Source organism: Massilia niabensis, from assembly GCF_042655085.1.
Classification (GTDB): domain Bacteria; phylum Pseudomonadota; class Gammaproteobacteria; order Burkholderiales; family Burkholderiaceae_D; genus Telluria; species Telluria niabensis.
Window position 1 is genome coordinate 269,360 of sequence record NZ_JBHSMU010000004.1, and the last position, 21,039, is coordinate 290,398.

Consider the following 21,039-nt stretch of genomic DNA (forward strand, 5'->3'; position numbering starts at 1 on the left):
GCCACGTGGCGCGATGTGTCCAATTCGGCGTTATTCTACCGTACCCGGCGACGCAACTGGGTCGAGACTACGCCATAAATACCATGTGGCAACTGTGCGCCAGGGCTCCCAGTTGGCCGCCACTTCACGCGCATCGCTGCGCGAAACCGGTTCACCGGAGAAATAATTCTGGCTGATACCCTGGATCAGGCCAGGGTCGTCGAGCGGCAGGACATTCGGCCTGAGCAGGTTAAAGATCAGGAACATCTCTGCGGTCCAGCGGCTGATGCCGCGGATCTGGACCAGCTCGGCAATAACGGCCTCGTCGTCCATTTCGGACCACAGGTTCGCATGCACGCGCTTGGCCTTGAAATGGTCGGCCAGGTCGAGGATGTATTCGGTCTTGCGCTTGGACAGGCCGCAGCCGCCGAGTTGCTCGGCACCCAGCTTGATGACCTGACTCGGCGTCATTTTCGGACAGGCCTGGCAGAGTTTGGTCCAGGCGGCGTCGGCGGCCTTTGCAGTGACCTGCTGGCCGACGATCGAGCGCGCCAGCGTCGTGAACGGATCGGGGTGGCCCTTCAGGTAGAGGTCGCCGAATTGCGGGATGAGGCGCTTCATGATGCGGTCGCGCCGCATCAGCTCTTCCTTGGCTTCGGCCCAGTACGCGGGCACCTCGATATCCGGCGCTGCTGCGCCCATGCTGTCCTGTTCTGCGGCCATTATGCGCGGCGCCAGTTCGTCGTTCCGTCCGGTTTATCTTCCAGAATGATCCCGGCGGCAACGAGTTCGCCACGAATGCGGTCGGCCTCGGCAAAGTTACGGGCTTTCTTGGCGGCGGCGCGCTCGGCGATCAGGCCGTTGATGCCGGCCTCGTCCAGTCCGCCCTCGCTCGCGCCCGCAGCTGGACCTGCCTGCAGGAAATCCTGCGGCGCACGCTGCAACAGGCCGAGCACGCCGGCCAGGGCCTTGAGCTGGCGCGCGGTGCCGATCGACTTCGTACGGTTCACTTCGCCTGCCAGGTCGAATAGCTCGGCCACGGCCAGCGAGGTGTTGAAGTCGTCGTCCATCGCTTCGCGGAAACGGACGGCATGCGCTTCGTCCCAGTCAACGGCCGGTGCCTCGATGCCCAGGTCGAGTTCGGCCAGCGCCGTGTACAGGCGCGTCAGCGCAGCCTTGGCGTCGTCGATGTGGACGTCGGAGTAATTCAGCGGGCTGCGGTAGTGGGCGCGCAGGATGAAGAAGCGCACCACTTCGGCATCGTATTTCTTGAGCACGTCGCGGATCGTGAAGAAGTTGCCCAGGGACTTGGACATCTTCTCGTTATCGACGCGCACGAATCCATTGTGGATCCAGTAATTGACCATCGGACCGCCGAACGCGCCTTCGCTCTGGGCGATCTCGTTTTCGTGGTGCGGGAATTGCAGGTCCTGGCCGCCGCCGTGGATGTCGAAGTGTTCGCCCAGCAGCGCGCACGACATGGCCGAGCACTCGATGTGCCAGCCCGGGCGGCCGCGGCCCCATTTCGAATCCCATTTCGCCTCGGCCGGCTCGGACTCCTTGGCCGCTTTCCACAGCACGAAGTCGAGCGGGTCGCGCTTGCCGGTGTTCACGTCCACGCGCTCGCCGGCGCGCAGGTCGTCGAGCGACTTGCCTGAGAGCTTGCCGTAGCCTTCGAAGCCGCGCACGGCGAAATTGACGTCGCCGTCCTCGCTCTTGTAGGCCAGCCCTTTTGCTTCGAGCGCCTCGATGATCGACAGCATGCCCGGCACGTGTTCGGTTGCGCGCGGCACGAAACTGGCCGGCAGGATGCCGAGCGCCGCCGTGTCTTCGTCCATGTACTTGGTAAAGCGCGTGACGAGCGAGGACAGCGTTTCGCCGTTCTCGACCGCGCGCTTGATGATCTTGTCGTCGATGTCCGTGATGTTGCGCACGTACTTGACGTCGTAACCCGATTCCATGAGCCAACGGTAGATGACGTCGAAGGCCATCATCATACGTGCGTGCCCGACGTGGCAGTAGTCGTAGACGGTCATGCCGCAGACATACATGCCGACCTTGCCGGCCTCCATCGGGACGAATACCTGCTTTTCGCGCGCCAGCGTGTTAAAGATCTTTAATTGGCTCATTGGTGGTGATGAATCGAGAGGGAGGATCGGAGCTCCGGAGCAATACGAATTCCTGGCACGGTCGCCGCAGGGCGCGCGCCTGGAATCAATCTTTACGTCGGGACCGCCTGCCGCTCTGTATTGTTCTTCTTTGATAGAATGGGACGTTCTGCGCAAAGTATAGCATTGATAAAATCCGGGCTGGCCGCATATGGCTCAGGTTTATTTTTCTGCAAAAGACTTGACACGGCTTTGCGCCACGTCCACCGAGGAGACGCTCCATGCACCCACAAAAACAATCCCGCCGCTCCATCTTCGCCGCCCTCGGCGCTGCCGCGCTCGCGCTCAGCCTGTCGAACACGGCCCTCGCTTTTGAAAATCCGCAGGTCGCCCTGAAGACGACGATGGGCGAGATCGTGCTCGAACTCGACCAGGAAAACGCACCAAAGAGCACGGCAAACTTCCTGCAGTATGTGAAGTCGGGCTTCTACAAGGGCACCGTGTTCCACCGCGTGATCGACGGTTTCATGATCCAGGCCGGCGGCTACACGGAAAAACTGGTCGACAAGCCTGGCGTGCGCAAGGCAATCGCGAGCGAATCGAAGAACGGCCTGTCGAACAAGCCGTATACGGTCGCTATGGCGCGCACCGACAACCCGAACTCGGCCACTTCGCAGTTCTTCATCAACGTCGGCGACAATGCCGGCCTCGACTATCCGGGCCAGGACGGCCACGGCTACACCGTGTTCGGGCGCGTCGTGAAGGGCCAGGAAACGGTCGACAAGATCCGCGCCGTGGTGGTCGACGACATCCGCGGCATGCAGAATGTGCCGGTCACGCCGATCGTGATTCAGTCCACGACCCTTCTCAAGGGCGAGAAGCTTGTAAAATAACGATCTGGCTAGATTTATCAACAAACAAAAGGACACCCCATGACCTCCGTACTGCTGACCACCAACAAGGGCAACATCACTCTCGAACTCGACGCCGACAAGGCGCCGAAGACCGTTGCCAACTTCCTGGATTACGTGAACAAGGGTCATTTCACCAACACGATCTTCCACCGCGTGATCAAGGACTTCATGATCCAGGGCGGCGGTTTCGAGCCGGGCATGAAGCAGAAAGCCACCGACGCGACCGTCGAGAACGAAGGCAAGAACGGCCTGAAGAACGACAAGTACACGGTCGCCATGGCCCGTACCTCGGCGCCGCACTCGGCATCGGCCCAGTTCTTCATCAACACCAAGAACAATGACTTCCTGAACTACCCGGGCCAGGACGGCTGGGGCTATGCCGTGTTCGGCAAGGTCACGCAAGGCACCGAGCTCGTCGACGAACTCAACAAGGTGGCGACCTCGCGTGCGGGCATGCACTCGGATGTGCCGGTCGAGCCGATCATCATCGAAAAAGCCGAAGTCATTCAATAAGCCAACAGCGCGCGGGGCATTACGACAGCACATCACGACCAGCAACACCTTCACGATGTCCACTCCCGCGCGCACGCTCGCGCTTTTCATTTCCGACCTGCACCTGCAGGAGTCCCATCCGCGCACGGCCGACGCGTTCTTCCGCTTCCTGGAGACGCACGCGGCGCATGCCGAACAACTGTACCTCCTCGGCGACATCTTCGAATACTGGGCCGGCGACGACGACATCGATTCGCCCTTCCACGCGCGTGTCATCCAGGCACTGCGCCATCTCTCCGATTGCGGCGTGGCCGTTTTCTGGATGGCGGGCAACCGCGACTTCCTGGTCGGCGACGGTTTTGCGCGTGCCGCCGGGCTCACCCTGCTGCCTGAACCGCATGTGGCAGTGATTGGCGGCCGGCGCATCGCCCTCGTGCACGGCGACGCCGAGTGTACGCTCGACACCAAGTACATGGAATTTCGCGCAATGGTGCGCCAAAGCGCCTGGCAGGCGCAATTCCTGGCGCTGCCGCTGGCGCAGCGCAAGCAGATCATCGCCGGCCTGCGCGAAGGCAGCCGCGAAGCGCACACCACCAAGACCTACGACATCATGGACGTCACGCCTGGCGCGATCGAGGCCGTGTTTGCCGCCACCGGTGTCGATGTGCTGATCCACGGCCACACGCACCGCCCTGCCCTGCACCTGCACCTGCTCGATAACAGGCGCAAGCATCGTTATGTCCTGCCCGACTGGGAACTGGACGCCGAACCGCCACGCGGCGGCTGGATCGCCGTCGACGAGCACGGCGAGCTCACCCGCCACGCCCTCGACGGCACCACTGCCCCAGCCTGACGGCGGCAGGACTCCGGCAGCACCTCCGCAGCAGGGCATTCCCCTGCCACAAGCAGCTGAAATAAAAAAACCCCGTCGGAGCATGGCGCTTTTGCGCGCCATGCTCCGACGGGGTTACTGCTCGACTACTGCCTGACGCTTACTTCGTGTCGGACTGCAGGATCGCGTAGCGGGTCATACCGTACAGCCTGCCCTTGGCATACGTGACAGCACCAATCGATGCGTTGCCCCAATCGAAAGCTGGCGACGACACAACACCGGTCGGGCTGATCTTGCGCACGCCGCCCTGGCCGCTGAGGTAGAGGTTGCCGGCTTCGTCGATCGTCATGTACTCGACTTCATAGAAGCCCAACGTTGCCGTGCCTGCTGCGCCTTCGACATCGCCGGCTTCCTTCAGCGGCGTGCCTGCAAAGACGCTCAGTTCGCCTGCTTTCGTCAGTTTGTAGACGGCTACGGTACCGGTATCGGAGATATACAGGTTACCTGCGGCATCGGCCACCACCGACTGCGGTGCGAAGCGGGCAACGGTGGTCTTGAGCAGGGCTTCGATCTTCGCCTTGTTCACCAGCTCGGTTTTGGCGCCCGCCGGGGTAACGCGCTGCACCAGGCCGTTGCCCGGCACCTGGCCGTTGCTGGTGACCACGGCATTGCCATCGGCTTCCACGAACAGGTTGTTTGCTCTCAAATCTCGATCGACGGTGGTCACCGTACCGTTCAGGATACGGCGCAGGCCAACGGTCTGAGCCACCCAGATCGAGCCGTCGCGGCCTGCCGCCACCGAGAGCGGCTCGTTAAACAGTGGCACGCCTGCGGCACTGTCCGTCACACCGGCGATGCCTGCCCTGCCGGCAATGGTGGTCACGTTGCCATCCGGCGTCGTCTTGCGCACGACGTGGGCAATGCTGTCAGCGACGTACAGCGAGCCGTCCGCATCGGCGGAAAGCGAGCTGCTCCAGTTGAAGCGTGCCGCCGCGCCAACGCCGTCGACGTGGCCGCGCAGGGCAGGCGTTGCCGAGAGCGTGCTAACGGTGCCGTCCATGCTTACCCGGCGCAGTGCTCCCTGGTCGTTATCGAGGACGATCACATTGGTGCCGTCGAAGCCGATCGAACGCACCGAGCTGAACCGCGCTGCAGTGCCCACGCCATCGGCGAAGCCGCGCGTCATGCTGCCCGCGAGCGTGGTGACGACGCCAGCCGGCGTTACCCGGCGAACCATGGAGGCATCGCCCACATACAGGTTGCCGTCGGTTCCAACGACCATATCGGTCAGGGCGCCGAAGCGCGCCTGGGCGCCGGTGCCGTCGAGCGGAACGCCCGACGCGCCGCCGGCGTGCAGCACCAGCGTGCCGCCCACGTCTTTCCAGATGCGGCTTTCGAAGTCGGAGAAATACAGGGTGCCATCGTTGCCGCGGGCAATCCCGTAGAACGAAGGAGGCGCGGTGAGGCCACTCGGCGTCGCATAGGTCGTGGTGGTGACGACACCGGCCGCGGTGACGCGGCGCACCGAGGCGCGCGCGGCTGCGTCGAGTACGAAGACGCCGCCCTGGCCGTCGAATACCATCCGCTGCGGACGCTCGAACCTGGCGGCATTACCGGTGCCGTCGGCACTGATCGACGGCGTAGCTGGAGCGACGTTGTTGCAGACCGCCGAGCCATTGCCGGCGAGCGTCGTTACCAGGCCGCCCGGCGTCACCTTGCGAATCGCGCCGTTGCAATCATCCGAGACGAACAGGTTACCCTGCGGATCGACCAGGACATCGCTCGCGAAACCGAAGCGGAAGCGCGCAGCGGCGCCCTGTCCGTCCACCAGTCCCGGCTTGCCGGAGCCGCCGGCCAGCGTGGTGACCGCGCCCGATGGGGCGATCTTCAGGATGGCATGCGGGCCGCCATCGAGGACATACAGGTTGCCGGCGGTGTCGGCAGCGACGCCTTGCGGCTCCTGCAGGGCGGTGATCGTGCCAGCCAGCAGCACAGGTGCGCAGGCGACTGCCGTCTTGGTGCTGTCGGCGGCGGCGATCGTGCCCGTGCCTTCCGTGACCCTGCAGGTGTAGCCGCCCGTTGGCGTGGCCTTGATGTTGAAAGCCGTGCCGGCATTCAGTTTGGTGCCGAAGGTGAAGGTGCCATTGTTAGCGACCTGAACCGTCTCGGTGCCGTTGGCAAGCGTTACGGCCGTGCCCGGCGCAAGTCCGGTGACGGTGCCGCCCAGTCCGAACTGGATCGCGGTCGGTGGGGTGACGCCCGTTGGTGGCGTCGTCCCGGATGAACCGCCGTCCCCGCCGCCACCGCCGCCACCGCAACCGCCCATAAGACCGAGCACCGCCACAGCAAGTGCGATTTCCATCGGTTTGATTATTCGCTTCGTATTCATTATTTCTCCGGGTTCTGGACGGCGCGACCTGCGCTGTGCCTGCAAATAAGGTGTTAAAAATATAAAAAGCACAATATATTCTCGACAACTATACATGAAGCAAGAAAATAGGCGCGCACTCCTGCCGCTGAGCCCGCTTCTGGTGCCCGGCCTGCAACAGTTGGTTAGTTTTCCGCCCGGAAAATCCCCTATCATGTCCCCGTTATTTCGGTAACGAAATGGGTGTTTGCCCGTAAGGTCGGCCTGCGCATGGTCCTCGGTTTGGCTGCGCGGTTTCATTCCGGCATCGCGTTTTTGCCGTTCATGTCCGTTTTTATGCAATTCATCGCCTTCCCGCTGCCCGGAAAAGTAGCGCTGTTATAGTTCACTACAACACCACAGCAATACTTCACCCAGGAGCCACACATGATTGAGCATGCTGCAGCACCGCTACGACAGGAGGGCTATCCATGAACATCGGCTGGAACGACAACGCACCGATTTACCGCCAGCTCAAGGACCGCGTCATCGACATGATGCTCGACGGGATCCTGAAAGCCGGCGACGCCCTGCCCTCGGTCCGGCAGATCGCCGCCGAATACCAGCTCAACCCGATCACCGTGTCCAAGGCATACCAGGAACTGGTCGACGAAAACCTAGTAGAAAAACGAAGGGGGATTGGCATGTATGTCACTGAAGGAGCAAGCGAGAAACTGCTGGCAAGCGAGCGCGAACGTTTTTTGCGCGAGGAATGGCCGGCCATGGTGGAGCGTATCCGCCTGCTGGGCCTGAATGTCGAACAATTGCTGCGCAGCCCGCAGGCCGGAGGTGCAGCATGAGCGCCGCCATCTCCGCCCGCGGCCTGACCAAGCGCTATGGCAAACGGGTCGCGGTCGACGGCATCGACTTCGAGATCCCGGCCGGGCGCATCGTCGGCCTGATCGGGCCGAATGGCTCGGGCAAGACCACGACGCTGAAAGCGGCCCTGGGCCTGATCCCGTTCGACGGCGAACTGTCGGTCATGGGCCTGGACCCGCGCACCCAGCGCGACGCGCTGATGCAGGACGTGTGCTTCATTGCCGACGTCGCCATCCTGCCGCGTTGGCTGCGCGTGATGGATGCGATCGATTTCGTGGCCGGCGTGCACCCGCGCTTCGACCGCCAGCGCGCCGAGCGCTACATCGCCAACACCCGCCTGACGCCGACCATGAAGGTCAAGGAAATGTCGAAAGGCATGATCGTCCAGCTACACCTGGCGCTGGTGATGGCCATCGACGCCAAGCTGCTCGTGCTCGATGAGCCGACGCTGGGGCTCGACATCATTTACCGCAAGCAGTTCTACCAGAACCTGCTGGAAGACTATTTTGACGAAAACAAGACCATCATCATCACGACGCACCAGGTCGAGGAAGTCGAGCACATCCTGACCGACCTGCTGTTCATCCGCGACGGGCGCATCGTGCTGGCCGCCTCGATGGACGAAGTGGGCGAGCGCTATGTGGAAGTCATGGTCGCGGCCGACAAGGTCACCGCCGCCAACGCCCTGCAGCCGCTCGACCAGCGCACCGTGTTCGGCAAGTCGGTGATGCTGTTCGACTCGGCACGCGCCGGCGGCGTCTCGCGCGCCCAGCTCTCGGCACTCGGCGAAACCCGCAATCCAAGCGTTGCCGACCTGTTCGTGGCAACCATGAAAGGAACCTACGCATGAATACGATGAAATGGCTGCTCCGCCGGGAATTCTGGGAGCACAAGGGCGGGTTTGTCTGGGCGCCGCTGATCGCAGCCCTGATCATGGTCGTGCTCGTCGGCGGCGTGCTCGGGTATGGGGTCGCCAGCGGCAAGATGGGCGGCGACAGCATCAGCATCCAGGTAGACGGCGAGGAAGTGCACAACACGTCCTTGGCCAAAGCCCTGACGGCCGAGAAGCGTGCCGAGGTGGCGAATGTCGCCGCCAACAACTATATCGCTGTGGGCGCGCCGATCTTCGTCGTGCTGCCGGTGGTGGCCTTCTTCTACTGCCTGGCCGCGCTCTACGACGACCGGCGCGACCGCAGCATCCTGTTCTGGAAATCGCTGCCGATCTCCGACACCGACACCGTGCTGTCGAAGCTGGTGACGGTGCTGGTGGTGGCGCCCCTGATCACGATCGGCATGGCCACCGCCGCGGCGCTGGCGATATGGTTCCTCGGGGCCCTGGGCGCAAGCCAGCTCGGGATCAGCCTGTTTGGCCCTGTGCTCACCAATGTGAACTTCTACCTGGCGCCGCTCTACCTGGTGGCCATGCTGCCGGTCTACATCCTGTGGGCGCTGCCGACGGCCGGCTGGCTGCTGCTGGTGTCGAGCTGGGCGAAGTCGAAGGTGTTCCTGTGGGCGGTCGGCGTGCCGCTGATGGCCGCCGTGCTCCTGAAGTGGCTCGACTACCTGCTGGGCATGACCGGCGGCGTGACGATCAACGCCGACTGGATCATCAACAACGTGCTCGAGGCGATCCTGCTCGGCCTGGTGCCAGGCACCTGGTTCATGGAGGCCGGCTCCGCCCTGCCGCAGCCGGGCGCCAATGGCGTCCCCCTGCTGCCGATGCTCACGTATTCGTGGTCGACACTGGCCAAGCCCGAGCTGTGGGCCGGGGTGGTGGCCGGGGTGGCGATGATCGCCGGCGCCATCCGCCTGCGCCGCTGGCGCGACGAGGGTTGATGATGGGGCGCGTGAGGCTTGCACTGAGCCTGGGCGCCCTGCTCTTGTCCAACCCGGCGGCAGCGGTGCCGGGAAAAGACGAGCCGGACACGGTCCACGTCAGCGCGATCCGGAATCCGGAGATACACAAGTACAAGGCGATCCTGGCTGGGCTCGACACTTTCGACAAGCACCGCGCGCTGGCGCCCGGCGTACCCGAGCTGCGCTTCCGGGTCGCGCCGCGCGAGGGCGTCGGCCTGCCGGAGCAGCCGAAGGCAAGCATCGAGGGCGAGCGCGGTTTCATGCTGCCGCTCGCGATCGATGCCCGCAACCGCTTCACGGTGCCGCGCAGCGAGGCGGCACTGGCGGCCGAGGGGGAACTGGTGCTGAACCAGAGGCGCCATTTCTACCAGGTCATGCCGGACGTGCGCACCCCCGGCCTGCCGGACAACGTGCGGCGCCTGGGCGACCTGCGGCTCGAATGCAAGGTGATGATTACCATTGCCAAGGAAGAGGCGCCCCTGCTCCTGGTCGCCACCCTGAATGGCCTCCTGAGGACGCGCGACTGGTGCGGCTTCTTCAACGAATATGCGTACACCATCGACTTCAGGACCGAGCTGCCGGTCGTGTCCGCAATCCTGAGCGAAGGCAATCGCAGCGCGGCGCTCAAGACGGGGAAGCAGTCCTTCAGCATCGCACTGAACGAACCGAGCTGGAGCGACGATGCGCTGGTCGAACTGACCTTCGCCGCGCCTACTGGAACTGCTGGCGGAACGCCTCGAACTGCGCCTTGAGGTCGTTCAGCTCGCCGCGCAGGGCGGCGACTTCCGCTTCCAGCTGGCCAACGCGGCTGCCGGGGGCGGAACTGGAAGGTACGGAGGCGCCAAAGGCCGAGTCGTCGCGCGCGACCGAAATCTCGCCTCCCAGCAGCTGGCCGTAACGTGGTTCCTTGGTGCCAGGGGCCCGTTCCAGGCGCGCCACCAGCGGCGGGTATTTGTCGACCAGGAACTGCAACGCCGCCTCGACATCCGCCACCGACCTGAATTCGTGCAGGCGGCCGCTGCGGGTGCGGATTTCGCCGGCCGTCTGCAGGCCGCGCAGCATCAGCACGGTGAGCACGGCTACCTTGTCCTGCTCCAGCGTCCACTTGATGCGCATCCGGTGCTCGTATTTCGTCACGCGCGCGCCGGCGGCGCTGACGCCACTGACCAGGCGGCGCTCGATCAGGCGCTGCAGGGTGTCCTGCACCGTTTCTTCCGATAATTGCATCACCGGATCGCGGCTGGAGAGCTGGTTGCAGCCGTTGACGATCGCGTTCAGCGACATCGGGTAGTTGTCAGGCGTGAGCGCTTCCTTTTCGGCCAGCACGGCCAGCACGCGGATCTCGAAGGGATCGAGCACAGTTACGGTGGACGTCGCGGCAGCAGTTGCGCCGCCAGTTACTTCATCAGTCATTGGATTCCTCAGTCAACCAGCCGGTTCAGTTCGGCCGAATCGAGTTTATCACCCTCGAGCACGTTCGGGCAGGCGATGCCGGCGGCCTTGATGGTGGCGGTCAGGCGTTCCAGTTGCTCGTCCTGGCGCGCCACGTGGTCGATCAGGCCGCGCAGGGCTTTCGAGAGCGGGTCGTCGCCGTTCGGCACCACGCCATAGGCGGCAAACAGGCGGGCACTGCGCGACTGGTCTTCCTTGAGGATGATGTGGGCGGGGTTGCCGACCGCGGTGGCGCCGGCCGGCACCGGTTTCACCACGACGGCGTTCGAGCCGACCTTGGCGAATTCGCCGACCGTGAACGCGCCCAGCACCTGGGCGCCGGCGCCGACGATCACGCCGCGCTCGAGCGTCGGGTGGCGCTTGGTGCCGGCCACCAGCGTGGTGCCGCCCAGGGTCACGCCCTGGTAGATCGTGCAGTCGTCGCCGACGACCGCCGTTTCGCCGATCACGACGCCGAAGCCGTGGTCGATGAAGACGCGGCGGCCGATGGTCGCGCCGGGGTGGATTTCGATGCCGGTGATCACGCGCGCAAGGTAGGAGAGGAAGCGGCCGAGCCACTTCAGGTTCAGGCGCCAGCACGCATGCGCCCAGCGGTGCATGACGATCGCGTGTAGGCCGGGATAGCAGGTGAGCACTTCCCAGCCGTTACGAGCGGCCGGGTCGCGTTCGATGATGCTGTTGATATCTTCGCGCAACGAGGAAAACATAATAAGTACAGAAGGAAAACAGCGGCAATGGTAGCTTATCCAAGGGGCGGCTGCTTGGGAGAGGGCAATTTTCAGTCGGTTGATCGATACTCCCATGTTACCGCCCCTGTCTTCATGGCGCACGGTGCTGAAAGCCCAATGAAAAATGGGCCGCCCGGAATCACCGGACGGCCCATTCAAGCTGTCGGTTCAGGCTGCTTACGCCTGGATCCCGCGCTGGCGGCGCGCTTCGTACAGGCACACGCCCGAGGCAACCGACACGTTCAGGCTCTCGACCGAGCCGAACATCGGAATGTTCACCAGAAGGTCGCAGGTTTCGCGGGTCAGGCGGCGCATGCCTTCACCCTCGGAACCCATCACCAGCGCCGTCGGGCCGGTGAAGTCGGCTTCGTAGAGGCCCTTTTCGGCGTCGTCGGAGGTACCGATCAGCCAGATGCCCCGGTCTTTCAGTTCGCGCATGGTGCGCGCCAGGTTGGTGACGGTGATGTAAGGCACGGTTTCGGCGGCGCCGCTGGCGACTTTCGCCGCCGTGGCGTTCAGGCCGACCGCACGGTCTTTCGGCACGATGACCGCGTGCGCGCCGACGCCGTCGGCCACGCGCAGGCAGGCGCCCAGGTTGTGCGGGTCGGTGATGCCGTCGAGGATCAGCAGCAGCGGCGGGCCCTCGATGGCGTCGAGCAGCTCGTCGAGGTTGCGCGCCAGCGCCAGCTGGCTGGCAAAGGCGATCACGCCCTGGTGGCGGCGGGTGCCGACGATCTTGTCGAGACGCGCGGCCTCGACCGGCATGACGCGCACGCCGGCCGCCTTTGCATTGGCGACCAGGTCCTTCATGCGGCCGTCGTTACGCTCGGCATCGACGAAGATTTCCTCGACCGACTGCGCCTCATGGCGCAGACGCGAAGTCACCGCGTGGAAACCGAAAATCATTTTATTCTTCATGCGTTACTTTTCTCTTACTTTGCTTTTTTGCTGCTGGTTTTGGAGGTGGTGCTGGCCGCCTTGGTGGCAGGCTTCTCGGCTGCTGGCTTCTTCGCTGCCGGCTTTTTAGCTGCCGGCTGCGTGGCTGCTGGCTCCACGGCTGCTGGCTTCGCGCCTACCGGCTTCTTGGCGACGCTCTTCTTTGCAGCCGGTGTGGGCGTGGCAGTGCTCTCGACGGGCACAGCGTCGGCCTTGACGGCGCGGCTGCGGCGCGGCTTGGCCGGGGCCTCGACCTCGACTGCCGGCGCCTCAACCGCTGCCGGCTCGGCCGCTTTCGGGCGGCGTGCGCGTTTTGCGGCGACCGGCGCTTCAGCCACCGGCGCTTCGGCAACCGCCTCCGGTTGAACCGAAGGCTCTGCCGCTGCGGCTTTCTTCGCGCGGGCCGGACGCTTCGTCTTCGGCGCCTCGGCGTCGCTCGCTGGCGCAGCCACGACGGAAGGCTGCTCAACCGGCGCCGGCGCGGCGCTTACGGCACGGGCAGGCTGCTGAACCGGCGCTTCCGGAACCGCCTTGTCCTTCTTGCGGCGTTTCGCGGCCGGCGCGGCCGTGTCCGCTGCGACTGCCTGCGGGACCGCCGCCGGCACCTCGACGGCTGCCTCCGCTGCCTCAGCCGCCGCAGCGGCCTGCTGGCGCGCCTGATTGGCCGCCTTGGCGTTCGCGGACTGACGCGCACGGCGTGCATTTTCCGAGCTGTCCGGTTCGATGCTGGCGTCGAATTGCGGCGCCGCGACCTGCACAGTGTTGCCCTGCTCGCGTGCCTGCGCTGCCGCTGCGCGGTCCTTGCGGGAACGGCGCGAACGTTTCGAACGGCCGCCCTTCTCTTCCTCGGCAGGCGCAGCCGCTACCTGGCGTTGCGCAGGCGCGCCGGTTTGGGGGCCACCTTTCGCATCGCGCGAGCGGCCCGGTTTGCCGTTCTCGCCGCCGCGGCCACCCTGGCGGGCCTGCGGCTGCTCTTCGCCCGGCTGCGCCGGCTCAAGACTGCTCTCCTCAGCCAGCACGAGGTCGATCTTGCGTGCTTCGAGGTCGACCTTGGCTACCTGCACGACCACGCGGTCGGTCAGGCCGAAGGTCTTGCCGGTACGCTCGCCGCGCAGCTGGTGGCGCGCTTCGTCGTACTGGAAATAGTCCTGGCCCAGGCCGGTGACGTGGACCAGGCCTTCGACGTACAGCTCGTCGAGCTGCACGAAGATGCCGAAGGTCGTCACGCCGGCGACGGTGCCGGTGAACGATTCGCCGAGTTTATCCTGCATGAAGAAGCACTTGAGCCAGTTCTCGACGTCGCGCGAGGCTTCGTCGGCGCGGCGCTCGTTGGCCGAGCAGTGCACGCCCAGGGCATCCCAGATCGTCAGGTCCTTCTCGTTCTTGGCCGTGCCTTCCGCCTTGTCTTTCGCGGCCTGCTTGCGGGCGGCGTTCGAGACGGTGGTGTTCAGCTTGGAGAGGTCGATGCCTTTCGGCTCGTACTTCCTGCCCTGCAGGACAGCCTTGATCGCACGGTGCGTGAGCAGGTCGGGGTAGCGGCGGATCGGGCTGGTGAAGTGGGCATAGGCCTCGTAGGCCAGGCCGAAGTGGCCGACGTTGTCCGGGCTGTAGACGGCCTGCTGCATCGAGCGCAGCAGCATGGTCTGCAGCAGGGACGCATCCGGACGCTCCTTGATTTCGCGCATCAGGGCGGCATAGTCGCCGGCGGTCGGCTTCAGGCCGCCGCCGAGGTTCAGGCCCGTCATCTTGAGGAAGGTACGCAGCTGGTTCAGCTTTTCCTCGGTCGGCGTGGCGTGGATGCGGAAGGTGCCCGGGTGCTTGTGGCGGATCAGGAGGTCGGCGGCGCAGACGTTCGCGGCCAGCATGCATTCCTCGATCAGGCGGTGCGCATCGTTGCGGGTGCGCGGGATGATCTTTTCGATCTTGCCCATCGCATTGCAGACGATATAGGTTTCGGTGGTTTCGAAGTCGATCGCACCACGCACCTGGCGCGCGCCGAGCAGCGCCTGGAACACGCCGTTCAGGTTTTGCAGGTGCGGCACGATGGCCGGGCGGCGCCCTGCTTCCTCGCCCTGCGGGTCAGCCAGGATGTCCGCGACCTGGTTATAGGTCAGGCGCGCGGCCGAGTGGATCACGGCCGGATAGAACTGGTAGGCCTGGACTTCGCCGTCGCTCGAGACAACCATGTCGCACACGAGGCTGAGGCGGTCCACGGCCGGGTTCAGCGAACACAGGCCATTCGACAGCTTCTCGGGCAGCATCGGGATCACGCGGCGCGGGAAATACACCGAGGTGCTGCGCTCGATGGCGTCGACATCGAGCCCGTCGCCCGGCTTGACGTAATGGCTGACGTCGGCAATGGCGACGAGCAGGCGGAAGCCGGTGTCAGCTCCAAGCTTCAGCGGTTCGCAATACACGGCATCGTCGAAGTCGCGCGCGTCTTCGCCATCGATGGTCACCAGGGGCACGTCGCGCAGGTCGACACGGTCGGCCAGGTCGCTTGCCACCACTTCGTTCGGCAGCTTGTTGGCCTGCTTGAGCGCGTTCGGCGAGAACACGTGCGGCACGCCGAACTTGCGTACGGCGATTTCGATTTCCATGCCTGGGTCGTCGAGTTCGCCGAGTACTTCGACGATGCGCCCGGTCGGCTGCTGGAAGCGCGCCGGCTGCTCGATCAGTTCGACACTGACCACCTGGCCCGACTTGGCCTTGCCAGGGGAACCTGCAACCAGGATGTCCTGGTTCATGCGCTGGTCTTCGGGCGAGACGATCCAGACACCGCCTTCATTGAGCAGGCGCCCGATGATGTGCGTGTTGGCGCGCTCGACCACTTCGACGATCGTGCCTTCCGGACGGCCGCGGCGGTCGGTGCCGGTGACGCGTGCCAGGACGCGGTCGCCGTGCAGGACCTTCTGCATTTCTTTGTCGTTCAGGAACAGGTCGGCGCCCGGCTCGTCTGGTATGACGAAGCCGAAACCGTCGCGGTGCGCGGCGACCTTGCCGGCCACGAAATCGGAGCCATTGGCGAGCGCATACACCCCGTCGCCATTGGCGCGCAACTGGCCGTCGCGTTCCATTGCATTCAGGCGGCGGCCCAGGACTTCCTGGGCGGCTGGTTTGACCCGGAGGGCACGTGCGAGCGTGGCTGCATCGAGCGGCGTGCCGGCATCACGGAAAACACCGAGGATTTCCTCGCGGCTAGGAATGGTATGAGTAGGTTGCTTCAAATCGTTTTCTTGATTCTTCTCGAGGGGCGCCGGACCGACCGGCACCGTGGTTAGATTGACACCTTGACAGGCGTAGTGTAACGGAGGACAGGGATATTCGCCTAACGGAGCGTGCCAAACGGAGCGCCGCTGCCTGCTGAGGGAGGGTCTTTGACTTTTGTAATCGTTCCGCTATAATCTCGGCTCTTTCGCAACGACAGCATGTTGGAGCGAAAGAAAAAGCGGTAACGATTCAGGAAGTTTGAAGCCGGCGCAGCGAAAGTTGATCTAGCGAAAAACAGCAAAGCCTGATATTGTATCAGCTTCAGTCGTTAGCAGTAACAGTGCCCACGTGGCGGAATTGGTAGACGCGCACGGTTCAGGTCCGTGTGCCGCAAGGTGTGGGGGTTCGAGTCCCTCCGTGGGCACCATCTACTGGCTTTACATCCGCTGAAGCAGCAGTATCGTAATAGCAGCAAGCAGCACCAAATGCCCACGTGGCGGAATTGGTAGACGCGCACGGTTCAGGTCCGTGTGCCGCAAGGTGTGGGGGTTCGAGTCCCTCCGTGGGCACCACTACCGGATGGTTATCCGCAGCAGTTCGTTGTACCGATGTTTGTAATTCGTAGTCGCAGTGCCCACGTGGCGGAATTGGTAGACGCGCACGGTTCAGGTCCGTGTGCCGCAAGGTGTGGGGGTTCGAGTCCCTCCGTGGGCACCAAAAGCTTTCCAGTAGTTAGCTGGCGCAAAACGCCGCAATCTTTGCAAAAGGATTGCGGCGTTTTGCGTTGGTGCGTCCGGCCTCGGCGCCCTCCTCGATCTCCTCTCCAAGACAGTCGTTGCGAAAAGCTCATCGTTGCTAAATAATAGGACGGTTAGCCCGCAAGTCGTCCATCGCAGTTATTGACACAACTGAGCAGAAATCTGGTCAGAAAACCGAGGAGACATTGATGTTCACGAGTCCGGAACAATTCGCATCCGCTACCAAAACCCTGTTCGACCTGCAAATGCAGACCTTTGACATGCTCGCCAACAAGACGGTCAAGGGTCTCGAACAGGTGATGGCGCTCAACATGGCCACCGCCCGCAGCACGATGGACAAGACACTCGCGGCCAGCCGCGACGTGACCCAGGCGCAGGACGCCCGCGCCGCTTTCGACGCGCTCTCGGCGCGCATGAAGCCGGACATGTCCGGCAGCGTCGAGTACCGCGACCAGATGAAGGTCATTATCGAAGAGATGCAAAACGAGTTCCGCCGCGCCGCGGACGTCCATGTGGCCGAGGCCAAGAGCACGCTGTCGGCGCTGATCTACGACGTGACGCAGAACGTCAAGCCGGGTTCGGAAAACGCGGTCGAGATCATCAAGGCGGCGATCGACAACGCGTTCAAGGGCTATGAACAGGTGACCCAGGCCACCCGCCAGGCCGTGCAGAACGTCGAGGAGCAGATCGCCAAGGCTTCCTCGCTCGTCACTCCCGGCGCGGCCAAGCCTCCGGGCGACGACAAGCCGGCCGAATAAGGGCTCGCAGTAAAGTCCACTCAGTAAAACACAAGGGCGGCTTCGGCCGCCCTTGCTCTTTCACCCTGCAGGCTCCTCCTTCTCGATCCCCAGCAGTTCCTCCACATGTGCCAGCGCACCGGCATCCTTGACGACCGCCCTGAGCCAGAGGTGCAGCGGCTGCTCGCCCCAGCTTGCCGCCTTGTCGGCCAGGTAGGCGACCGGGCTGTGCGGCTCGGTGTGGCGGAAAAAATCGGCCACCGCGCGCAGCTGGCCGAGCGCCTGGGCGCGCGTCTGGATCGGGCCGGCGAAGACCTGCTGGCCCTGGCTTGCTGCCGCCGGCAGCGGCTGCGGCTGACCTGGCGCCGCAACCGCCGCTCCCGCTACAGGCGCCGGGCCAGCCGCTGCCGCGGCCGGCGTGACGAAGTGCGCCAGGTTCTGCAGCGCCGTGCGCGCGCTCGAGAAACTCGGGCCATCCACGCCGAGCCGGGCGTCGACCGCCCCTTCCAGTCCATCGAGCGCCGCAAGGCAGGCCGTGCAGTCGTCCAGCAAGGCCTGCTGCCAGGCTTTCGAGGTGCGGCCGCGCGCCGCCTCCACCTCGGCGATCTTGCCGGCGCCGCTGGCGCGCGCCGCTTCGATGTCGCGCATCGAAAAAGCCGTGCCTTCGGTGACCGGACATTCCATCACCAGTTGCGGCGCGCGCGCCGCGATCCAGGCCAGGTTGCCGATGCGCTGCTCGAAGCCGCCTTCGTCGGGCAGAGGATACAGGCCATCCCAGTAGCGCTCGCACAGGCTTGCTGTCACCAGCAGCGCGTCCCCCAGGCCGCGCAGGCCGGCCGTCTTCGCGCTCGCTTCGGCCAGCCACACGGCCAGTTGCAGGTCCTTGCTGCGCGTCTCCAACAGCAGCGCGCAACGCTTGGTGACGAACTTCCAGTCCGCTTCCTTGAGCGTGGTGACCCAGGCGCCCTGCTCGATGGACGGGTCATCCGCCTTGCGCGCCTGGGCGATCGCGTCCAGCTCGGGGGAGAACGCAAGATCCTCGCCGCAGGGCGCGGCCTCGCTGACCGGTCTCAGTAACTGCTCGACGTTGAACATGGCGCCTCTCCTCGATTGTGTCAATTAGGGTGCGAACTAAGCCACAGGGTCGATCGTGTACTTGAACTTGCCCGCCTTGGTGGCGCCGACCTTAATGCGCGCGATCGCCCCGCCCTCGGCCATCCGCGCCAGCACCGTGTCGGCGATCTCGGGCAGCAGCGTGCCGTTCAGGATCGTGTCGACATTGCGCGCGCCCGAATCGACTTCGGTACAGCGCGCCAGCACGGCATTGACCAGCGCGTCGTCGTACTCGAAGGTGGCGCTGTGGTTGCTTAGTACGCGCTGGCCGATGCGGTTCAGTTTCAGGCGGATGATATTGGCCAGCACCTCGTCGCCGATGGGGTAGAACGGCACCGTCGTCAGGCGCCCGAGGAAGGCCGGCTTGAACTGCTTCATCAGCTGCGGGCGGATCATGTCGAGCAGCGCATCGGGCTTGGGCAGCTCGCTCGCGCTCTTGTTCAGGCAGGCCCCCATCATCGTGCTCGACGCGGTGTTCGAGGTCAGGATGATGATGGTGTTGCGAAAGTCAATCTGACGTCCTTCGGCGTCGTCCAGCACGCCCTTGTCGAACACCTGGAAGAACAGTTCGAGCACGTCCGGGTGCGCCTTTTCGACTTCGTCGAGCAGCACCACGCTGTAGGGATTGCGCCGCACCGCCTCGGTCAGCACCCCGCCCTCGCCATAACCGACATAGCCCGGCGGCGAACCTTTCAGGCCGGAGACGCTGTGCGCTTCCTGGTATTCGCTCATGTTGATCGTCACGAGTTTACGCTCGCCGCCGTAGAGCAGGTCGGCCAGCGCCAGGGCGGTCTCGGTCTTGCCGACGCCCGAGGTGCCAACGAACAGGAACACGCCCTTCGGCTTGTTCGGGTCGTCCAGGTTGGCGCGCGCCGTGCGCACGCGCTGGGCCACCGCAGCGGTAGCGTGCGACTGGCCGAGGATGCGCTCGTCCAGCAGCGACTGCAGCAGCAGGACGGTCCTGATCTCGTCCTTCACCATGCGCCCGAGCGGGATGCCGGTCCAGGCGGCGACGATTCCCGCCACCGTATTGCCGTCGACCTGCACCGGCACCAGCGGCGCCTCGCCCTGCAGCGCGCGCAGCTCGTCGACCAGGGCGCGTAAGCCGCCTGGATCTCCACGCCCGCCTTCGAGCTCGCCGCGCATGCGGGCGATGTCGGCGGTGAGTGCCCGTTCCTGCTCCCAGCGCGCGGAGAGGCGCTCCTGCTCGGTCAGCGCCGCCAGGCGTTCGCCGCGCAGCTTCATCAGGCGCGCCGAGTGTTCGCCGCCGGCGCTCTGTTCACGCTCGAGCGCCGCGATCTGGGCGTCGATGCGCTCGATGCGGCGCATGCAGGTTTCCAGCAGCGCCGGGGTCGCGCTCTGGCCCAGCGCGACCTTGGCGCAGGCGGTGTCGAGCACGCTGATGGCCTTGTCCGGCAGCTGGCGCCCGCTGATGTAGCGGTGCGACAGGCGCACGGCTTCCTGGATCGCTTCGTCGTAGACGCGCACGCCGAAGTGCTGTTCCATCAGCGGCGCCATCGCGCGCAGCATGGCGCAGGCCGTTTCCTCGTCGGGTTCCTCGACCTTGATCACCTGGAAGCGCCGCGCCAGGGCCGCGTCTTTTTCGAAATACTTCTTGTACTCGCTCCAGGTAGTGGCGGCAATCGTCCGCAATTCGCCGCGCGCGAGCGCCGGTTTCAGCAAATTGGCCGCGTCGTTCTGGCCGGCCGCGCCGCCGGCGCCGATCATCGTGTGGGCTTCGTCGATGAAGAGGATGATCGCGTGCGGGCTTCGCTTGACTTCGTCGATCACGTTCTTCAGGCGGTTCTCGAACTCGCCCTTGACGCTGGCGCCGGCCTGCAGCAGGCCCATGTCGAGCGTGTGGATCTCGACGCCGCGCAGCACCTCCGGCACGTCGCCTTCGACGATGCGCAGCGCCAGCCCTTCGACCACGGCGGTCTTACCGACGCCGGCTTCGCCGGTCAGGATCGGGTTGTTCTGGCGGCGCCGCATCAGGATGTCGATCGCCTGGCGGATTTCCGGATCGCGCCCGATCACGGGGTCCACCTTGCCCTCTCGCGCGCGGCCAGTCAGGCAGGTGGTGAACTGGTCGAGCGCCGGCGTCTTGCCGGGCGCCTGCGCTTCCAGTTCCCCGACGGGGTCACCGCCCTGCCCCTGCGTCATGCAGGAAGCAGGGCTGACCGCCTTGCTTGAACCCTCACTTGAACCCCGTGTGAGCTTGTCGAACTCGTGTTTCAGGCGCTCGAGCGGAAATTCACTGAACAGCTTCGAGCCGCGCTGCGCCAGTTGCGCCAGGCTCGGTTCCGTGAGCAGCGCCAGCAGGAGGTGGCCGCTGCGGATCTGGTTCGGGCCGTCCGTTCCCAGCGAAGCGATCAGCCAGGCATGCTCGAACAGCGTCGGCAGGTGCTTCGAGAACACCGGGGTGCGCGTGCTGCCGGCGGCAAGACGCGCCACTTCATGGCGCAGGTCGTTTTCCAGCCGCGACAGGCTGATGTCGCAGGCGCGCGCGGCGACCACGAAATCGCAGTCGGGCTGTTCGAGCAGCGCCAGGAACAGGTGCTCGATGTCGACTTCGTACTGTCCCAGCCCGACGCAGATATTCGCCGCGCGCGTCGCAGCCAGGCGTGACGCGCCATTGAGTTTGCCGATCAGGGTCTTGAGGTTGATGTCCATGCGTGTCGCATCCTTTGTGTCGGT

Annotated in this window: 16 protein-coding genes, 3 tRNA genes and 1 pseudogene; 11 read left to right on the forward strand and 9 right to left on the reverse strand. The window is 64.6% G+C overall.

From position 1 onward, the window contains the following. Window positions 1-30: 30 nt before the first annotated feature. The gene (locus ACFPN5_RS03860; protein ID WP_379780291.1) at window positions 31-702 is read right to left on the reverse strand and encodes a DNA-3-methyladenine glycosylase family protein; all 672 of its coding nucleotides are present in this window, start codon (window positions 700-702) and stop codon (window positions 31-33) included. Continuing rightward, window positions 702-2,108, reverse strand: a complete 1,407-nt coding sequence (cysS, locus tag ACFPN5_RS03865; RefSeq protein ID WP_379780293.1) for a cysteine--tRNA ligase — start codon at window positions 2,106-2,108, stop codon at window positions 702-704. Before cysS ends, ACFPN5_RS03860 begins: the two co-directional genes overlap by 1 nt. Before the next feature lie 260 nt (window positions 2,109-2,368). Here cysS and ACFPN5_RS03870 point away from each other — a divergent pair, with 260 nt between their 5' ends. Genes ACFPN5_RS03870 through ACFPN5_RS03880 form a run of 3 tightly spaced genes read left to right on the forward strand, consistent with a single transcriptional unit; the run spans window position 2,369 to window position 4,346 of the window. Then, the gene (locus ACFPN5_RS03870) at window positions 2,369-2,980 is read left to right on the forward strand and encodes a peptidylprolyl isomerase (protein ID WP_379780295.1); all 612 of its coding nucleotides are present in this window, start codon (window positions 2,369-2,371) and stop codon (window positions 2,978-2,980) included. 39 nt (window positions 2,981-3,019) lie between these two features. Beyond that, complete coding sequence (locus ACFPN5_RS03875) at window positions 3,020-3,514, forward strand: peptidylprolyl isomerase (RefSeq protein WP_379780297.1); 495 nt, start codon at window positions 3,020-3,022, stop codon at window positions 3,512-3,514. A gap of 55 nt (window positions 3,515-3,569) precedes the next feature. Beyond that, window positions 3,570-4,346, forward strand: a complete 777-nt coding sequence (locus ACFPN5_RS03880) for a UDP-2,3-diacylglucosamine diphosphatase (protein WP_379780300.1) — start codon at window positions 3,570-3,572, stop codon at window positions 4,344-4,346. Between the two features lie 139 nt (window positions 4,347-4,485). On the opposite strand, the gene ACFPN5_RS03885 is transcribed toward ACFPN5_RS03880, so the two are convergent. Then, complete coding sequence (locus ACFPN5_RS03885) at window positions 4,486-6,714, reverse strand: NHL repeat-containing protein (protein ID WP_379780302.1); 2,229 nt, start codon at window positions 6,712-6,714, stop codon at window positions 4,486-4,488. Window positions 6,715-7,163: 449 nt separating this feature from the next. Here ACFPN5_RS03885 and ACFPN5_RS03890 point away from each other — a divergent pair, with 449 nt between their 5' ends. Genes ACFPN5_RS03890 through ACFPN5_RS03905 form a run of 4 tightly spaced genes read left to right on the forward strand, consistent with a single transcriptional unit; the run spans window position 7,164 to window position 10,160 of the window. Continuing rightward, a complete protein-coding gene (locus ACFPN5_RS03890; protein ID WP_379780304.1) occupies window positions 7,164-7,532 on the forward strand; it encodes a GntR family transcriptional regulator in 369 nt (122 codons plus the stop codon). Beyond that, on the forward strand, window positions 7,529-8,401 hold the full coding sequence (locus ACFPN5_RS03895; protein WP_379780306.1) for an ABC transporter ATP-binding protein: 873 nt from the start codon (window positions 7,529-7,531) through the stop codon (window positions 8,399-8,401). The genes ACFPN5_RS03890 and ACFPN5_RS03895 overlap by 4 nt, the downstream gene beginning before the upstream one ends. Further along, on the forward strand, window positions 8,398-9,387 hold the full coding sequence (locus tag ACFPN5_RS03900; RefSeq protein ID WP_379780308.1) for a hypothetical protein: 990 nt from the start codon (window positions 8,398-8,400) through the stop codon (window positions 9,385-9,387). The genes ACFPN5_RS03895 and ACFPN5_RS03900 overlap by 4 nt, the downstream gene beginning before the upstream one ends. 2 nt (window positions 9,388-9,389) lie before the next feature. Then, complete coding sequence (locus ACFPN5_RS03905; protein WP_379780920.1) at window positions 9,390-10,160, forward strand: hypothetical protein; 771 nt, start codon at window positions 9,390-9,392, stop codon at window positions 10,158-10,160. On the opposite strand, the gene ACFPN5_RS03910 is transcribed toward ACFPN5_RS03905, so the two are convergent. The 4 genes and pseudogenes from ACFPN5_RS03910 to rnr form a co-directional block, all read right to left on the reverse strand. Beyond that, entirely contained in the window at window positions 10,120-10,821 is a 702-nt protein-coding gene (locus tag ACFPN5_RS03910; RefSeq protein ID WP_379780310.1) for a YceH family protein, read from the reverse strand. The two genes, ACFPN5_RS03905 and ACFPN5_RS03910, sit on opposite strands and share 41 nt — an antisense overlap. Window positions 10,822-10,829: 8 nt before the next feature. Continuing rightward, window positions 10,830-11,567 carry a serine O-acetyltransferase gene (cysE, locus tag ACFPN5_RS03915; protein ID WP_379780313.1) on the reverse strand — a complete coding sequence of 246 codons (738 nt, stop codon included), beginning with the start codon at window positions 11,565-11,567 and terminating at the stop codon, window positions 10,830-10,832. 198 nt (window positions 11,568-11,765) lie between these two features. Continuing rightward, entirely contained in the window at window positions 11,766-12,506 is a 741-nt protein-coding gene (gene rlmB / locus ACFPN5_RS03920) for a 23S rRNA (guanosine(2251)-2'-O)-methyltransferase RlmB (protein WP_379780315.1), read from the reverse strand. A 1,027-nt stretch (window positions 12,507-13,533) separates the two neighbouring features. Continuing rightward, a pseudogene (gene rnr, locus ACFPN5_RS03925) lies at window positions 13,534-15,751 on the reverse strand (ribonuclease R); the annotation flags it as partial. Between the two features lie 325 nt (window positions 15,752-16,076). Here rnr and ACFPN5_RS03930 point away from each other — a divergent pair. From ACFPN5_RS03930 to phaP, 4 genes are all read left to right on the forward strand, one after another. Continuing rightward, window positions 16,077-16,161: transfer RNA gene (locus ACFPN5_RS03930), tRNA-Leu, on the forward strand. A 60-nt stretch (window positions 16,162-16,221) separates the two neighbouring features. Next, window positions 16,222-16,306: transfer RNA gene (locus ACFPN5_RS03935), tRNA-Leu, on the forward strand. A 60-nt stretch (window positions 16,307-16,366) separates the two neighbouring features. Further along, window positions 16,367-16,451: transfer RNA gene (locus ACFPN5_RS03940), tRNA-Leu, on the forward strand. Between the two features lie 229 nt (window positions 16,452-16,680). Then, window positions 16,681-17,250 (forward strand): TIGR01841 family phasin, encoded by a 570-nt coding sequence (gene phaP, locus ACFPN5_RS03945; RefSeq protein ID WP_379780317.1) that lies wholly within the window; start codon window positions 16,681-16,683, stop codon window positions 17,248-17,250. A gap of 60 nt (window positions 17,251-17,310) precedes the next feature. Here phaP and tssA read toward each other — a convergent pair whose 3' ends face one another. Continuing rightward, window positions 17,311-18,324: a type VI secretion system protein TssA gene (gene tssA / locus ACFPN5_RS03950; protein ID WP_379780319.1), complete on the reverse strand. Its 1,014-nt coding sequence runs from the start codon at window positions 18,322-18,324 to the stop codon at window positions 17,311-17,313. A gap of 36 nt (window positions 18,325-18,360) precedes the next feature. Then, complete coding sequence (tssH, locus tag ACFPN5_RS03955) at window positions 18,361-21,015, reverse strand: type VI secretion system ATPase TssH (protein ID WP_379780321.1); 2,655 nt, start codon at window positions 21,013-21,015, stop codon at window positions 18,361-18,363. Window positions 21,016-21,039: the final 24 nt, after the last annotated feature.

Bases quoted from the DNA above. Each gene is read 5' to 3' on its own strand.
- ACFPN5_RS03860 (WP_379780291.1), bottom strand. From the start codon at position 702: ATGGCCGCAGAACAGGACAGCATGGGCGCAGCAGCGCCGGATATCGAG.
- ACFPN5_RS03880 (WP_379780300.1), top strand. From the start codon at position 3,570: ATGTCCACTCCCGCGCGCACGCTCGCGCTTTTCATTTCCGACCTGCAC.
- ACFPN5_RS03895 (WP_379780306.1), top strand. From the start codon at position 7,529: ATGAGCGCCGCCATCTCCGCCCGCGGCCTGACCAAGCGCTATGGCAAA.
- ACFPN5_RS03885 (WP_379780302.1), bottom strand. From the start codon at position 6,714: ATGAATACGAAGCGAATAATCAAACCGATGGAAATCGCACTTGCTGTG.
- rlmB (WP_379780315.1), bottom strand. From the start codon at position 12,506: ATGAAGAATAAAATGATTTTCGGTTTCCACGCGGTGACTTCGCGTCTG.
- ACFPN5_RS03910 (WP_379780310.1), bottom strand. From the start codon at position 10,821: ATGACTGATGAAGTAACTGGCGGCGCAACTGCTGCCGCGACGTCCACC.
- ACFPN5_RS03875 (WP_379780297.1), top strand. From the start codon at position 3,020: ATGACCTCCGTACTGCTGACCACCAACAAGGGCAACATCACTCTCGAA.
- ACFPN5_RS03905 (WP_379780920.1), top strand. From the start codon at position 9,390: ATGGGGCGCGTGAGGCTTGCACTGAGCCTGGGCGCCCTGCTCTTGTCC.
- cysE (WP_379780313.1), bottom strand. From the start codon at position 11,567: ATGTTTTCCTCGTTGCGCGAAGATATCAACAGCATCATCGAACGCGAC.
- ACFPN5_RS03900 (WP_379780308.1), top strand. From the start codon at position 8,398: ATGAATACGATGAAATGGCTGCTCCGCCGGGAATTCTGGGAGCACAAG.
- tssH (WP_379780321.1), bottom strand. From the start codon at position 21,015: ATGGACATCAACCTCAAGACCCTGATCGGCAAACTCAATGGCGCGTCA.
- cysS (WP_379780293.1), bottom strand. From the start codon at position 2,108: ATGAGCCAATTAAAGATCTTTAACACGCTGGCGCGCGAAAAGCAGGTA.
- ACFPN5_RS03890 (WP_379780304.1), top strand. From the start codon at position 7,164: ATGAACATCGGCTGGAACGACAACGCACCGATTTACCGCCAGCTCAAG.
- tssA (WP_379780319.1), bottom strand. From the start codon at position 18,324: ATGTTCAACGTCGAGCAGTTACTGAGACCGGTCAGCGAGGCCGCGCCC.
- phaP (WP_379780317.1), top strand. From the start codon at position 16,681: ATGTTCACGAGTCCGGAACAATTCGCATCCGCTACCAAAACCCTGTTC.
- ACFPN5_RS03870 (WP_379780295.1), top strand. From the start codon at position 2,369: ATGCACCCACAAAAACAATCCCGCCGCTCCATCTTCGCCGCCCTCGGC.